The organism is Streptomyces sp. NPDC052052 (assembly GCF_040680455.1).
Lineage (GTDB): Bacteria > Actinomycetota > Actinomycetes > Streptomycetales > Streptomycetaceae > Streptomyces.
Map to the genome: position 1 here is coordinate 42800 of NZ_JBFAWU010000036.1, position 14031 is coordinate 56830.

Below are 14031 nucleotides of genomic sequence, written 5' to 3' on the forward strand. Positions count from 1 at the left end.
CCTGCCCGGCAGGGCCGCAGGGCGGACGCTGCGCCCCGGCGTCACCCGTGGAGGTTGAACAGGGGGTCCCCGGTGGCGACGGCGGTGGCCAGCTCCACGCGGGACCGCAGGCCGGTGCTGCGGAACAGCCGGTTGAGTCGGCTGGAGACACTTGTCTCACTCACCGAGAGGGCCGCCGCCAGCCGACGGTTCGAGAGCCCTTCGGCGACCAGCCGTGCCAGCAACAGATCCATCTCCCGTGCGGCGCCCCGGCGTTCGGGGGGCCGGAGCCCGGCCTCCCGTAGAACCGTCCGGACCCGGTGTCGCCACAGCAGCGCATCGAGGTGCCCGAACAGTTCGTAGGCCTCCCACAGCAGTGCTTCGCTGGAAGGCGCCGACGGGTCGGCCCTGGCGACCGCCAGCAGGGTGAGAGCCGTTTCGTACGGCTGGCCCAACGAGCGCACGAGGGCGAGGGCGCCGTGCGCGTCCGAGGTGCTGTCGGGCAGCCGGGCACGCAGGACGGGGCAGAGTCGTACGGCCTCGACGCGGGAACGCAGCCACAGCAGACGGGCGTGGACGTCGCCCCTGGTGGCGGTGCGGTGCAGTTCGTCCAGGCAGGACAGCGCTTGATCGGCCTGCCCCTGGGTGGCCGCGAGGATTGCCAGAGCCGACCAGAGCGGACCGGTGCCCAGCACACAGCCGTCCTCCGAAGCCTCGGCCAGCCCGCGCCGCAGTGTCTCGCGCGCGGCTTCGGGTTCTTTGGAGAACAGGTGGATCGCGGCCTCGGCGGAGTCCAGCAGGTGAGACATGGGAGCCGGAATCGTCCGTGCGTTGTCGAGTACGGTCCGCGCACGGGAGGGCCAGCCCTGGGCGAGCAGTATCGTCGATGCCTTGGCGTGGACGAGCACGCCGAGAGGTACGTGGCTCGTCGGAAGGTGATGGATCATCAGCCGACGGGCGCCCTGCAACGCCTCGTGCCACGCGCCGTTCAGGAACTGGTACAGAAAGGCGGCTCGCGGCGGCAAGAGGGCCGCCTCGATGCCACGCGCGTGCAGGAAGGACTCCGCGCCTTTCAGATCGCTCAGCGTCAGCAGGGACTCGGCCTGGTGGACGGTGAGCCCGAAGTTCCCCAGGGACGAGGACAGTTCGATGTCCGGGGCACGGACGATCCGGTGGAGGGCCGTCGGATCGCCCCGCATCAGCAGGGCCTTCGCCTTGAACGTCCGGCCGAACGCCCGGATGCAGGGGTCGGAGTGGGAGTCCAGCCCCCTCCGCTCGACCAGATTCCCCACCTCGGCCCATCGGCCCAGCAAGGACGCGGCCACCGCGGCGGGAACGGCCAGGTCGCGGTTCACGTCGGCGGCCAGAACCTGCCCGCGTGCGGACAATCTGTCGACGTCGCCGGTCGAGGCCAGCCTGGTGAGTTCCACGGCGACGAGTACGGCCCGTGTGACGGTGTCCAGTTCCTGTGCGTGCGCGCGTGCCAGCGCCGCGATGGTCTCTTCGGCGGCAGGTTGGTCTCCCACCAGCAACGCCTCCGACGCGAAGGCGATGACCGCCGGGGCGCACTGGGCCGGATCGGCGGTCAGATCGACGGCGGCCCGCAGCCAGCCGGCCGCCCGGATCCGGTGAGTGGTGCGCAGCCGCTCGGCTGTGCCGAACAACTCCCGCGCGGCCCGCTGCCGGTCGACCAGCGCTCCGGCATCGACGATGCGGTCCGCCAGGTAGGCCAGTCGCGCCGTGGCGTCCCCGTGCCGTGTCCCGCCCGGTGCGCCCTCCGGTTCACCGTCGTCCGTCTCCCACAGCGCGTGTACCGCGACGGCTGCCGCCACACGGCGTTCGTACGGCCCGAGCCGGGCCTGTAGCGAGGCGGCCACCAGGGGGACGCGGAAGCGCCAGCCGGACGGACGGCTCCCGTCGTGGTCGCCCGGTCCGGCCACGAACCCGTGGTCCACCAGTCGGTGCAGAGCCTCCTTCACCGCGCTGTCGGACAGCCCGGTCGCCGTCGCGACCGGCCTGGCCGTGTCGTCGGCCATCGGCTCCAGGAGGCTCAGGGTCTTGGCCACCCGCCACACGACGTCTCCCAGTCCCCGAAGGGTCCGCACGAAGCGATCATCTTCCGGCAACAGCGGGGTCGGCGCGTCCGTGACCAGGTGGGCGTGACCGATGAGAACCCGTATCACCCGGCCGTCGGCCGGTTCCGTCGCCGCCACGACCGCGGCGGGGTTCCCGCCGCTGAGCCGGTGCAGTTCGTCCACCAGTCTGTCGTCGGGCACGGCGCGTAATCGGACGGCGAGCATACGGGCTATGTCGTGTGCGGGGAGCGGCGGCAGATCGACCACGCCGACCACCCCGTCCTCGGACATCGAGGTCAGGCCCGCCCGCTCGGTCTGCTGCTCGGCCGGCCATCCGCCTCTGACGGGGGCCACGCCCATGACCAGTCGTGCGGAGGGGACTTTCGGCAGGAGAGAACGGAGCAGCGACAGCGACTCGGGGTCGGCGTGCTGCGCGTCGTCGACCAGGACGACGGCCGGCCCCTGCGTACGCAGTGACTTGTCGAGCAGTCCGAGGGCACTGTCCGGGCCGGATACGGACGGGCCGGCCGGCGGCCGATGCCTCTCCGGAGACGAACGTGATTCCGCCATGGACTCGGCGGAGGCAGCCGGGACGGACATCGGCCGCGTCAGGGCCAGAACAAGACGGTGAGTGAGGAGAAAAGGAGTCAGGTGGTCGCCGGGCAGACACGTCACGTGGTAGACGGAGATCTCGGCGGTCCCCAGACGTTTCCTGAGCGCGTGGAGTGCGGTCGTGCGCCCTGCCCCGACATCCCCGTGCAAAAGCTGGATAGCGGGGCCCGTGCCGGATGTGACCGTTTCCCACAGGCGCTGGACGGTGTTTTTCCGGCCAATACCGCCGGGCTCGGCGGATGGTAAAGGTTTCCCTTCGGGAGCCACTGTGTTCGCTGAAAATCTCCTGGTCATCGACCATCCTCGGGTAAATCGCAGGGAAATCTTTTATCGTGCACGTCTTCGAGCCGGATCATAGACGGCCCGCTTGACACCCAGCCCGGGATCCGAAGAGTTGTGGATGCACGCGTTGCCGAGTTCGCGGTCTGACGAAGGTGTGAATTGGTAACAATTTTGACGCCCCAGCGAGGTGCCACGCTCGTCGGGCGGAAAGAGGAGTTCCGGGAGATCGAGACGGCGCTCGGCAGGGCCGGATCGGAAGGGCGGCTGCTGGTCGTCCACGGCGACCCCGGGGCGGGCAAGACCACCCTGGTGAAGGCGGCCTTCCGGTCGGCGACGCGCGCGGGAGCCGCGCCGCTGGTGATCCGGCTCCGCCCGGCGGCGCACGGCGATCTCGGTCTGGACGCCGTGGTGGACCAGGTGTGCGACACCCTGGTGGAGGAGACCGACAACGGCACCCTGGCCCTGGTCACGGCGGTCCGGCGCAAGCAGGCGCAGACCGCGCGGGACGGACAGCACTACCTCCCGCTGATGCTGGAGACGCAGAGAGCCGTCCGTGAAGCCGCCGTTCCGCGCCCCGTGGTCGTCCTGGTCGACAACGCCCATCTGGTCGCCGACCAGGATCTGGGTGCGCTCGGAGCGCTGCTGTGCGGAATGAGGTCCGACGGGGCGTGCGTCGTGGTCTCCGGATGGATGCCGGTCGGGCGGCCGGGCGCGGTGAGCGCCCTGGCCGCGGCCGCCGACCGGGTACTGGCGGTGCCGCCGCTCAGCCCGGGGCAGACCGCCCAGCTCGTCGGTCGCCGACTGGGCCTGCCGGCGGGGCCGGAGCTGATGTCCGTGCTCCGGCGTGACCTCGGGCGGCTGGCCGGCAACCCACGCGCCGTCCTGCTCGCGCTCGACGCGCTGCGGGAGCACGGCCGGCTGGCCGAGGTCGATGGGCGCGCATGTCCCGTCGCCCCGGACACCGTCGTTCCGCTGCCCGGTTTCCACGCCGAACTGCGGCGGGTCTGGGAGTCCATGGGCGAGCGCCCGCCGGCCGGTGTCGACGACAGCTTCCCCGGGGAGGTACTGGCGCTGCTCACCCGGGTGACCAGGCAGGCGGAGACGACGGTGGACGACTTCCTGGACCTCGCCGGGGAACTCGGCAGTACCCCGCAGCACCTGGGACGTGTCCTCGACACCCTGGTCGCCCTGCGCCTGGTCGCCGTCGACGACAGGCAGCGGCTGCAGTGCTCCATACCCGCCATCGGCACCGAGCTGCTGACGTTCCGTACGGACAGGGACATCGCCCGGCTGCATGCCAGGATCGTCCTCAACGCACGGCAGCGGGCCAACGGGAGCACCGGCGGACTCGCCCCGAGACTGGCCGACCACGCACTCGCCGCCGGACCGGAACTGGCCACGGGAGTGTCGACGGAACTCCTGCTCACCGCGGCACGATGCGGCGCGCCGGAGGAGACCGGCCGTGCGATGCACGCCTGCCTCGAACTGCTGCGCACACTGCAGCCGGACGACGGGAGACTGCCCGGCATCCTGCGGACCGCGATCTCGCTCATGCTCCACCACGGCGAGGCCGACGGCCTGCTGGACCTCGGCGACATTCTGCTTCCCCGCATCGTGGACCCCGCCGTGGAGGCCCGGGGAATCGTTGCCGAGCTGGCGTCCGCCTGGGCACTGGCGGCGCTGCACAACCAGTGGCTGGGGACCCGCGCCGTCGACTGCGACACCCCGTCCGCCCGAGCGGCGATGCGCGTACCGTCCGCCGCGGCACTGCTGAAACTGGCCGCACGCCTGCGTGCCGGACCGCAGGTACCGGGAGGCCCGCCTGCCGTGCCGCTCGCGTCCGCGGTGCCGGACGCACCGGGCCTCGCCGCCGGGAGCGGCCCGGTCATACATCTGGCCACCGGGCGGGTTCCGTCCGAGCGGGAGACCCGGCTGCTGATGGGCGCACTGGGCACACGCACCGAACTCGACGCCGTGCTGTCCGGGCCGCGGCAGCCGGTCGACGGTCCGGCTCCCGCGGACCCCGACGCGTTACGGGCCGCACTGGCCATCGGGGACTGGGCGACCTCATGGGAGATGGTTCTCGGTGAGCACGGTGTCCGCTTCCTGGACAGCCCGCTGCACAGCTACCAGGTTCTGGTCCGGGAGTACCTGACCGGGTCGTGGGATGTGGCCCTGAGACTGGCCCGCTCCCTCGTGACGGGCCAGGACGCAGCCGTCGACGGGCCGCTGTACGTCCACAGCCGCAGCATCGCCTCGGACATCTGCTGCTGGCAGGGCGACATGACACGGGCGGCCGCCTGGCTGGATCGGGTCCCCGACAGCTCGGAGAGCGGACCGCTGCCGTGCTGGGCCTTCCTCGGGCTTCGCCAGGGCAACGGTGACCTCGTCGAAGCGTGGCAGCGGGGATGGCAGGACTACCGTGCCCTGCGCGCCAAGGGCCGGGTCGCGGGGCTGGAGAGGCTGCTGCTCCGTGTGCTGGGGTGCGCGGTCCAGGCACAGGACGAACGCGCCGCCCACGTGGCTCTGGAGGCGCTGGAGGACCTCGACACCTGCGTCGGCTCGCGGCTGACCCGCGCGGCGACACTGTTCGGGCGCGCCCGCGCACGGGGCGACGTGGACAGCGCCCTCGAGGCGTACGGCCCTCTCGCCCGGTACGGAGGGCGGGAATCGGCCTACCCGGTGAGTCTGTGGCTGCTGCGCGCGACCGGTGCGGAGGAGTGGTTGGTCGAGGCGTGGAAGTGGAGCGAGGGCATGTCGTCGCGGCGGGTCCGCAAGCATCTGGTCGATGTCGCCCAGGAGTTGCGACTGCCGCTGCCGCGCCGGCGCGGAGACAGAACGGCCTTCAACCGGCTGGAGCTGAAGGTGATCGAGATGGTCGTCGACGGATGGACCAACCGGCAGATCTCGGCAGCCCTCGCGCGCAGCGAGAAGAGCGTCGAGGCCTACCTGGGCAGGATCTTCGAGAGCACCGGCTGCCGTACCCGGGTGGAACTCGCCAAGGCGTGGCTGGACGGCAGCCTCAGCCGGTACGCGCCGGACTGACCGGAAAGGGAGTGCGGAAGCGGCCGCCGTCATCCGGGCAGGCGTCGGTGTACGGACAGGCACCTGTGGCCGGCCCTTGTTGCTGCGGCACTCGGCGCGGTGATTCTCTGACGAACATCCGGTTCCCGACCGTGATCCTTCCTCCGTGACCGGATTTCCTCCGAGACGACCGACGACCCATCCGGAGGAACGGAGAAGTCCGAGCGACCACGCATGAATGAGGGGTGGCTGTGAGCGCTTTGACCGAGGCCGTGTCCCAGGGAGCCCCGCCGGAGGAGATCGAGAGAATTCCGCTCCCCCGGGAATACCGGGCCGCCTACGTACGCCAGGACGACCAGGACATCTTCTCCGGCGTGACCGACAAGGACGTCCGCAAATCACTGCATGTCGGCCTCGTCCCGATGCCGGAACTGGCCCCGGACGAGGTCCTCGTGGCCGTCATGGCCAGCTCGATCAACTACAACACGGTCTGGTCGGCCATGTTCGAGCCCGTGCCGACGTTCAGGTTCCTCAGACAGTTCGCCGGGCAGGGAGGCTGGGCCGCCCGCCACGACCTGCCGTATCAGGTCGTGGGCTCCGACGGCGCAGGGGTCGTCGTACGCACCGGCTCCGGCGTACGCCGGTGGCGAGTGGGCGATCAGGTGGTGGTGAGCCCGGCCTACGTGGACGAACAGGAGCCGGCGACGCACGCCGACGGCATGCTGGGCGCGGAACAGCGCGCCTGGGGTTTCGAGACGAACTTCGGCGGACTCGCCGAGTACGCGGTGGTCCGCGCCACCCAGCTCCTGCCCAAGCCGGCTCACCTCACCTGGGAGGAGGCCGCGAGCAACCCACTGTGCGCGGGAACCGCCTACCGGATGCTCGTCGGCGACCGCGGAGCCCGGATGAAGCAGGGCGACGTGGTGCTGATCTGGGGCGCGGCGGGCGGACTCGGGGGCTACGCGGTCCAGTTCGTGCGCAACGGGGGCGGCATCCCGGTGGGGGTCGTCAGTTCCGAACGCAAGGCCGCCGCGCTGCGGGCCCTCGGATGCGAAGTGGTGATCGACCGCAGGGAGTTCGGGCTCACCGACGGTGCGGCCGACGATCCTCGGCAGACGATCGACATCGGCCGCCGGCTGGGGCGGATCATCCGGGACCGGGTCGGTACGGACCCCGACATCGTCTTCGAGCACGTCGGCCGTTCGACGTTCGGCCTGTCGGTGTTCGTCGTACGGCGTGGCGGGACCGTGGTGACGTGCGGATCCAGCACCGGCTACCAGCACACCTTCGACAACCGGTACCTCTGGATGCGTCTGAAGCGGGTGATCGGCAGCCACATCGCCAACCTCCAGGAGCAGTGGGAGGCCAACCGGCTCATCGAGCGAGGGCAGGTCGTCCCCACACTGTCGGCCGTGTACCCGCTCTCGGAGACGGCCGAGGCGACCCGGGTTCTCCAGACCAACCGCCACGTCGGGAAGGTAGCCGTGCTGTGCATGGCACAGGAGCGCGGACTCGGCGTCGCCGATCCCCGGACCCGGGCCAGGATCGGTGAGGACCGGCTGAACGCGCTGAGGGACTTCCACCCCGGCGGGGACGAGGAGTAGACGGCGTGGGCATCGGCATCCTGGGCAGGGGGACGTACCTCGGCGAGCGCGTCGGGACCAACGACTTGGCCCCACTCGCCCACACCGCGCTCGTCGCGGACAGGTTGGGCAATCCGGGCAGGGCTTCGGTACCGGTCGCACTCGACGACGCGGGGCGGTCCGGCAGGATCAGCAGAGGAGACGTGGTGCTGCTCTCCGGTGCCGGCGGCGGTATGGCCGTCGGGAACAGCCTGATGCGGTGGTCGGTGTGAGCGCCGTCGAGCGGGTCGGCGTCGTCGGCTGCGGGCAGGTGGGAGCCGGGTTCGCCGAGGTCTGCGCCCGTGCGGGGCTCCAGGTGCTCGTCACCGTGACGAGCCCCGCGTCGGCCGACCGGGGACGGCAGCGGATACGGCGATCGCTGGACCGGATGGTGCGCAGGGGAAAACTCACCGAGGACGCCCGTGACACGGTGGTCGCACGGGTGGAGTTCTGCACCGACCTCAAACAGCTGCGGGACCGGGACCTCGTGCTCGAGGCGGCGGTGGAGCGCCTCTCCGTCAAGCAGGAGATCTTCCGCACCCTCGACGAGGTCGTGGACGACCCCGCGGCAGTACTGGCGACCACCACCTCGTCCTTTCCGATCATGAAACTTGCCCAGGTGACGAGCGACCCCGGACGCGTGCTGGGGGCGCACCTGTTCCACCCCGTGCCGGTGATGCGCCTGGTCGAGCTGATCGGGTCGCTGTGCACCCGCGAGGCCACTCTCAGCAGGGCGCGCTCGTTTCTCACGGACACCCTGGGCAAAGAGGTCATCGACGCGGAGGACCGGCCGGGCTTCGTCGTGAACGCGCTGCTCATCCCCTATCTGCTCTCGGCGGTCAGGATGCTGGAGTGCGGCACGGCCTCCGCCGCGGAGATCGACCAGTGCATGAAACTCGGCTGCTCCCACCCCATGGGCCCACTCGAACTCGCCGACCTCATCGGTCTGGACGTCGTCGTGGCCATCAGCCGGGAGTTGCACGAGGAGTCCAAGGAACCCCTGCACAGCCCGCCGAGCCTGCTGCTCCGCATGCTCGAAGCCGGTCTCCTGGGACGGAAGACGGGCGAGGGTTTCCACTCCTACCCGCAGTCCCCCGTGCCGTGAGCCGCGGAATCTCTTCCTCCCCGTGAACCGGCGGGGATCAAAGGACCCATGCCGTACGGGCGGCGCCGGAACCGGCGTCGCCCGTACGGCATGAACGGGCCGGGCAGGTCCGGTGATGCCGGCGGCCCGCGCTCGGATGCCGCAGGGTGCACCGCACCCCGGCGCGGCACCCGCTCGATGCGTCCGCCGCCAAGAAGGCGTCAATTCCGGCTGCGGCCGTGAGAGGACGCGGCCCTGAGCGGCCCTCGGCTGTCAATGTTACGGTCACGTTTCCTGTCGACCGGGAGCCGTTCGTGAGCTGTCGCGTGACTTTTCCCTAAAAGTAGCCGGTCGCCGACCTGAATATCAGGTTCCGCGTGCGCTGCATGCGATTATCGGCTATGTCCGGAACGGATCACGGCTGTTGAATATGACGGTGTGTGGTGTCCAGCAGGATGATCTCTCACGCCGTATGTCGGGGAACCAATCAATCAGTGGGGGGACCCTGTGCGTGCTATTCGGGTGGCGGTTCAAGCGGACGATCCCATAATTTCCATGGGCCTCACAAGCTCGATAGAAGGGGCATCGCAATTCACGCTCGCCAGGGGTGCGGGTGGGCAGGCGGACGTCGTCGTCGTCTTCGCGGAAACCGTGAACGCCTCGACGATGGATCTTCTCAGGAAATCGGATAAGCCCGTCGGCGGGTTCATCCTGATTGTTGGTCGAAGTTGGAATGCTGACTACTCGCAAGCCGCTGACCTCAGGGTTCGTGCCGTGCTGTGGCAGTCGGACTTCTCGCGCGCAAAGCTGGTGCAGGTAATTCGGCTGGTGAATGAAGGGGGTGCGCACTTCCCTGCCTCGTTGCAAAGTGACCTGCTGGACCACGTGTACCGGGTGCAGCGGGACGTGCTGGCTCCGCGTGGGCTCACCAGCTCCGGTTTCTCTTCCAGGGAAATTGATGTGCTTCGGCTGGCCGCCGACGGATACGGCATCACCGAGATCTCGCGGGAGCTGTCGTATTCCGAACGAACGATAAAGAACATCTTTTACGGGCTCATGAAACAGCTCAATCTGAAGAACCGGACCCACCTGGTGTCCTATGCCATACGGGCGGGTGTCATATGAGTTCCGGTGCTGCCGAATCTCTCGGCCCTGCGGCACGGACCGGGGCGGGGGCACATGGGCAAGGAGCGGGGGACGAACAGGCAGTGGCAGGGCGCCGCGTTTGTGTGGCTCCGGCCGGTGATGGTTCGCTGAGGGAAATCTCGGTCCGGCCCGCCGGAGAGCAGCCGCAATGGAGCGGTCACCGCAGGCCGGATCCGTTCTGAGAAATTCGGGATTCCGCACGCTCCCGGAGGGCTCCGCCCCGACCCCGCCCACCTTCTCCGGACCGCCATGCACCGTGCGCCGGCGCCCGGGGGAGGGACCAGCCGAACCAGTCGACTGGAGACACGATGCCCCAGACCCCCGTCCCCCACAACGAGCCGATTGCCGTCGTCGGACTCTCCTGCCGGCTGCCCGGGGCAGGAAGTCCGCGGGAGTTCTGGACGCTGCTCCGCAACGGAGAGAGCGCGGTCACCGAGGTCCCTCCGGGCCGATGGGGCACCGGACCGTTCGACCCGGCGCGGGCACCTCGGGGCACCGAGAACGCCCGATGGGGCGCGTTCCTCGACGACGTCGACGGCTTCGACGCGGGGTTCTTCGGTATCTCGCCCCGTGAGGCGACCGCGATGGACCCGCAGCAACGACTGGTGCTGGAACTCGGCTGGGAGGCACTGGAGGACGCCGGGCACGTCCCCGCGGCTCTCCGCGAGACACGGACCGCGGTGTTCGTGGGCGCCATCTGGGACGACTACGCCCTTCTGCACGACCGGCACAGCCGGGGCACCGCCGCCCACCGGAGCGCGCTCGGCGTACACCGGGGCGTCATCGCCAACCGGCTGTCCTACGTGCTCGGCGCCCAGGGGCCCAGCCTCACGGTCGACTCTGGGCAGTCCTCGGCGCTGGTGGCCGTGCACCTGGCGTGCCAGAGCCTTCGCCAGGGTGAGGCCGACCTTGCCCTGGCCGGGGGAGTGAACCTCAACCTGGTCGCCGAGAGCGCCTTCGCCATGGCTCGGCTGGGCGCCCTGTCCCCGGACGGCCGGTGCCACACCTTCGACGCGCGGGCCAACGGCTTCGTGCGCGGCGAGGGCGGTGGAATGGTCCTCCTCAAGCCCCTGTCCCGCGCGGTCGAGGACGGCGACCGGATCTACTGCCTGATCCGCGGCGGCGCCGTGAACAACGACGGACCCAGCACGACGCTCACCACCCCCAACGCCGACGCCCAGCAAGCCGTGCTGGCGTCCGCCTACCGACGGGCCGGAGTCGATCCGCGCCGGGTGCAGTACGTCGAACTGCACGGCACCGGAACCAGGGTCGGGGACCCGATCGAGGCGTCCGCGCTCGCCGGCGTGCTCGGCGCTCCCCGGACCGCCGACGACGCACCGCTCCTGCTGGGGTCCGCCAAGACCAACGTCGGGCACCTGGAGGGCGCCTCGGGCGTCGTCGGCCTCCTCAAGACCGTCCTGGCGATCAGCGAGGCCGAGATACCCCCCAGTCTGAACTTCTCGGAGCCCAACCCACGGATCCACTTCGAGGACTGGAACCTGAGGATGGCCAGGGTCCTCACACCCTGGCCGGCCGGGGACGACGGCGAGCGCCTCGCGGGCGTGTCGTCCTTCGGCGTCGGCGGCACCAACTGTCACCTGGTGCTGGCCGCGGCGCCGTCCGCGGCCCCCGCCCCGGCGGCCCCGCGGACGGCGTCCGGCGACGGCCTCCTCCCCTGGGTGGTGTCGGCGCGGTCGGCGGCGGGTCTCACCGCGCAGGCCGACCGGCTCGCGGACTTCGTGTCCGCCCACGAGGACCTCACGGCGGCGGACGTGGCCTGGTCGCTCGCGGCGACCAGATCGGAGTTCGAGCACCGGGCGGTGCTGCTCGGAAAGGACCGGCCGGAACTCCTCGCCGAACTCGGGGAACTGGCCCGCGGTGGCATCGGGGCCCGTACCGCGACCGGGCGCACGCGCGACGGCGCGACCGCATTCGTCTTCCCCGGACAGGGGGGCCAGTGGGCCGGGATGACCGAGGGCCTCTGGGAGTCGTCACCGGTCTTCCGGGCCGAACTGGAGGCGTGCGCGGACGCCCTGGCACCGCACACGGGCTGGTCCCTGATGGACGTGCTCCGCGGCGCGCAGGGCTCGCCCGCTCTCGACCGCAGCGACGTGATCCAGCCCGTGCTGTTCGCCGTGATGGCGTCCTTGGCCGCCGTGTGGCGTTCCCTCGGGGTCGTCCCCGAGGCCGTGGTGGGGCACTCGCAGGGCGAGGTCGCGGCCGCCTACGTGTGCGGGGCGCTGTCGCTGGACGACGCGGCGAAGGTCGTGGCGCAACGCGGCAGCGTGGTGCGGGCCCTGGCCGGCAGCGGGACGATGGCGTCGATACCCCTGCCGGCCGATGTGGTGCGCCAGGACCTGGCCCAGTACGGCACGGACCTCGACATCGCCGGGATCAACAGCCCGAGCAGGACGGTCGTGGCCGGTACCCGGGCCGCGGTGGAGGAACTGGTCTCCCGCTACCAGGGCCGCGACGTGCGCGCCCGCATGGTCCGGGCGGCGGACTACGCCTCGCACACACCACGGGTCGAGCCCGTACGTGAGGAGCTGCTGGGACTGCTCGCCGGCATCACCCCCCGCCCGTCCGACGTGCCCTTCTACTCGACGGTGACGGGGGAGCGCCACTCCACCGACGCTCTGGACGCCGACTACTGGTACCGGAACCTCTCCAGCCCGGTCAGGTTCGAACAGGCCACACGCGCACTGGCGGCGGGCGGATGTACACGGTTCGTCGAGAACAGTCCCCACCCGGTGCTGGTGTCCGACATCGAGGAGACCCTTCAGGGAGCGGGGGCCGTGGTCGGGTCGCTCCAGCGGGACCAGGGCGGCTGGGACCGCATGCTCATGTCCGCGGCACAGGCCTACGCGCACGGCACACCGGTCGACTGGGCCTCCCGCTGTGCCGACCGGGGCGGACGCCGCGCCGACCTGCCCACGTACGCCTTCCAGCGCAGGCGCCACTGGCTCGACACGACCCATGTCGCAGCCGGCTTCCCGGGCTCCGCGACCGCGGCCGCGCCCCCTCCCGCGGAGCCGCCGGAGGACGAGAGCCCGGCCGCCGAGCGCATCGCCTCCCTCCCCGGGCTGGTACGGGGCACGGCCGCCTCCGTGCTCGGGCACACCCGTCCCGAGGACGTCGAAACGGACCGTACCTTCAAGGACCTGGGCTTCGACTCGGTCACCGGTGCCGAGTTCGGCCGTCGGCTGAGCGCCGCGACCGGACTGCGGCTGCCCACCAGTCTGGTCTTCGACTGCCCCACACCGGACCACGTCATCGACCGTCTGCGCGGGGAACTCGCCGGACCGGCGCCGAGCGAGGAACCGGCGGCGGCGCCCGACACCACGCCGACGCCCGACACCGCCGAACCCATCGCCATCGTGTCCATGGCCTGCCGCTACCCGGGCCGGGTCACCACACCCGAGGACCTCTGGGAACTGATCGCCTCGGGCGGCGAGGGGCTGTCCGACTTCCCGGAGGACCGCGGCTGGGAACCGGACCGGCTCCCTCACCCGGACCAGGAACACGCCGGCACCTCCTCCACCCGCCGGGGCTGCTTCCTGGACGACGTAGCGGGCTTCGACGCGGACTTCTTCGGCATCTCCCCGCGCGAGGCCGAGGCGATGGACCCCCAGCAGCGACTCCTGATGGAGGTGGCCTGGGAAGCGATCGAGCGGGGGCGTATGGAGCCCCGCTCGCTGCGCCGGTCCCGGGTCGGGGTGTTCGTCGGCGCGATGGCGCAGGACTACGGACCGCGGATGCACGAGGTGCCGGACGATGCCGGTGGCGGCTTCACCCTGACCGGCACCACCTCCAGTGTCGCTTCCGGCCGGATCTCCTACGCCCTGGGGCTCGAAGGGCCCGCGGTGACCGTGGACACGGCGTGTTCGTCGTCGCTGGTGGCGATCCATCTGGCGTGCCAGTCGCTGCGTTCGGGCGAGTGCTCGATGGCGCTCGCGGGCGGTGCCACCGTGATGGCCACCCCCGGGATCTTCATCGAGTTCAGCCGGCAGCGCGGGCTTGCGCCGGACGGGCGGTGCAAGGCCTTCGCGGACACCGCCGACGGCACGGGCTGGGGCGAGGGCGTGGGACTGCTGCTGCTGGAGCGGCTGTCGGACGCCCGGCGCAACGGACACCGGGTCCTGGCCGTCGTCCGGGGCAGCGCCGTCAACCAGGACGGTGCCTCCAACGGCCTGACCGCACCCAACGG

7 protein-coding genes are annotated in these 14031 nt (G+C 70.8%); 6 read left to right on the forward strand and 1 reads right to left on the reverse strand.

Annotated elements, in window-relative coordinates:
* Positions 1-41 precede the first annotated feature (41 nt).
* Positions 42-2960: a LuxR family transcriptional regulator gene (locus AB0L71_RS30880; RefSeq protein WP_365249387.1), complete on the reverse strand. Its 2919-nt coding sequence runs from the start codon at positions 2958-2960 to the stop codon at positions 42-44.
* Between the two features lie 159 nt (positions 2961-3119).
* Between AB0L71_RS30880 and AB0L71_RS30885 the strand changes: the two genes are divergently transcribed.
* The 6 genes from AB0L71_RS30885 to AB0L71_RS30910 form a co-directional block, all read left to right on the forward strand.
* On the forward strand, positions 3120-5993 hold the full coding sequence (locus AB0L71_RS30885; protein ID WP_365249389.1) for a LuxR family transcriptional regulator: 2874 nt from the start codon (positions 3120-3122) through the stop codon (positions 5991-5993).
* 230 nt (positions 5994-6223) lie between these two features.
* A complete protein-coding gene (gene ccrA / locus AB0L71_RS30890; protein ID WP_365249390.1) occupies positions 6224-7576 on the forward strand; it encodes a crotonyl-CoA carboxylase/reductase in 1353 nt (450 codons plus the stop codon).
* 5 nt (positions 7577-7581) lie between these two features.
* Complete coding sequence (locus AB0L71_RS30895) at positions 7582-7827, forward strand: 3-oxoacyl-[acyl-carrier-protein] synthase III C-terminal domain-containing protein (RefSeq protein WP_365249393.1); 246 nt, start codon at positions 7582-7584, stop codon at positions 7825-7827.
* The gene (locus AB0L71_RS30900) at positions 7824-8699 is read left to right on the forward strand and encodes a 3-hydroxybutyryl-CoA dehydrogenase (RefSeq protein ID WP_365249396.1); all 876 of its coding nucleotides are present in this window, start codon (positions 7824-7826) and stop codon (positions 8697-8699) included. The genes AB0L71_RS30895 and AB0L71_RS30900 overlap by 4 nt, the downstream gene beginning before the upstream one ends.
* Positions 8700-9233: 534 nt before the next feature.
* Positions 9234-9803 (forward strand): response regulator transcription factor, encoded by a 570-nt coding sequence (locus AB0L71_RS30905; RefSeq protein ID WP_365249399.1) that lies wholly within the window; start codon positions 9234-9236, stop codon positions 9801-9803.
* Between the two features lie 329 nt (positions 9804-10132).
* The coding region (locus AB0L71_RS30910; RefSeq protein WP_365249402.1) for a beta-ketoacyl synthase N-terminal-like domain-containing protein at positions 10133-14031 on the forward strand (3899 nt) is incomplete at its 3' end.

Bases quoted from the DNA above. Each gene is read 5' to 3' on its own strand.
- AB0L71_RS30905 (WP_365249399.1), top strand. From the start codon at position 9,234: ATGGGCCTCACAAGCTCGATAGAAGGGGCATCGCAATTCACGCTCGCC.
- AB0L71_RS30880 (WP_365249387.1), bottom strand. From the start codon at position 2,960: ATGACCAGGAGATTTTCAGCGAACACAGTGGCTCCCGAAGGGAAACCT.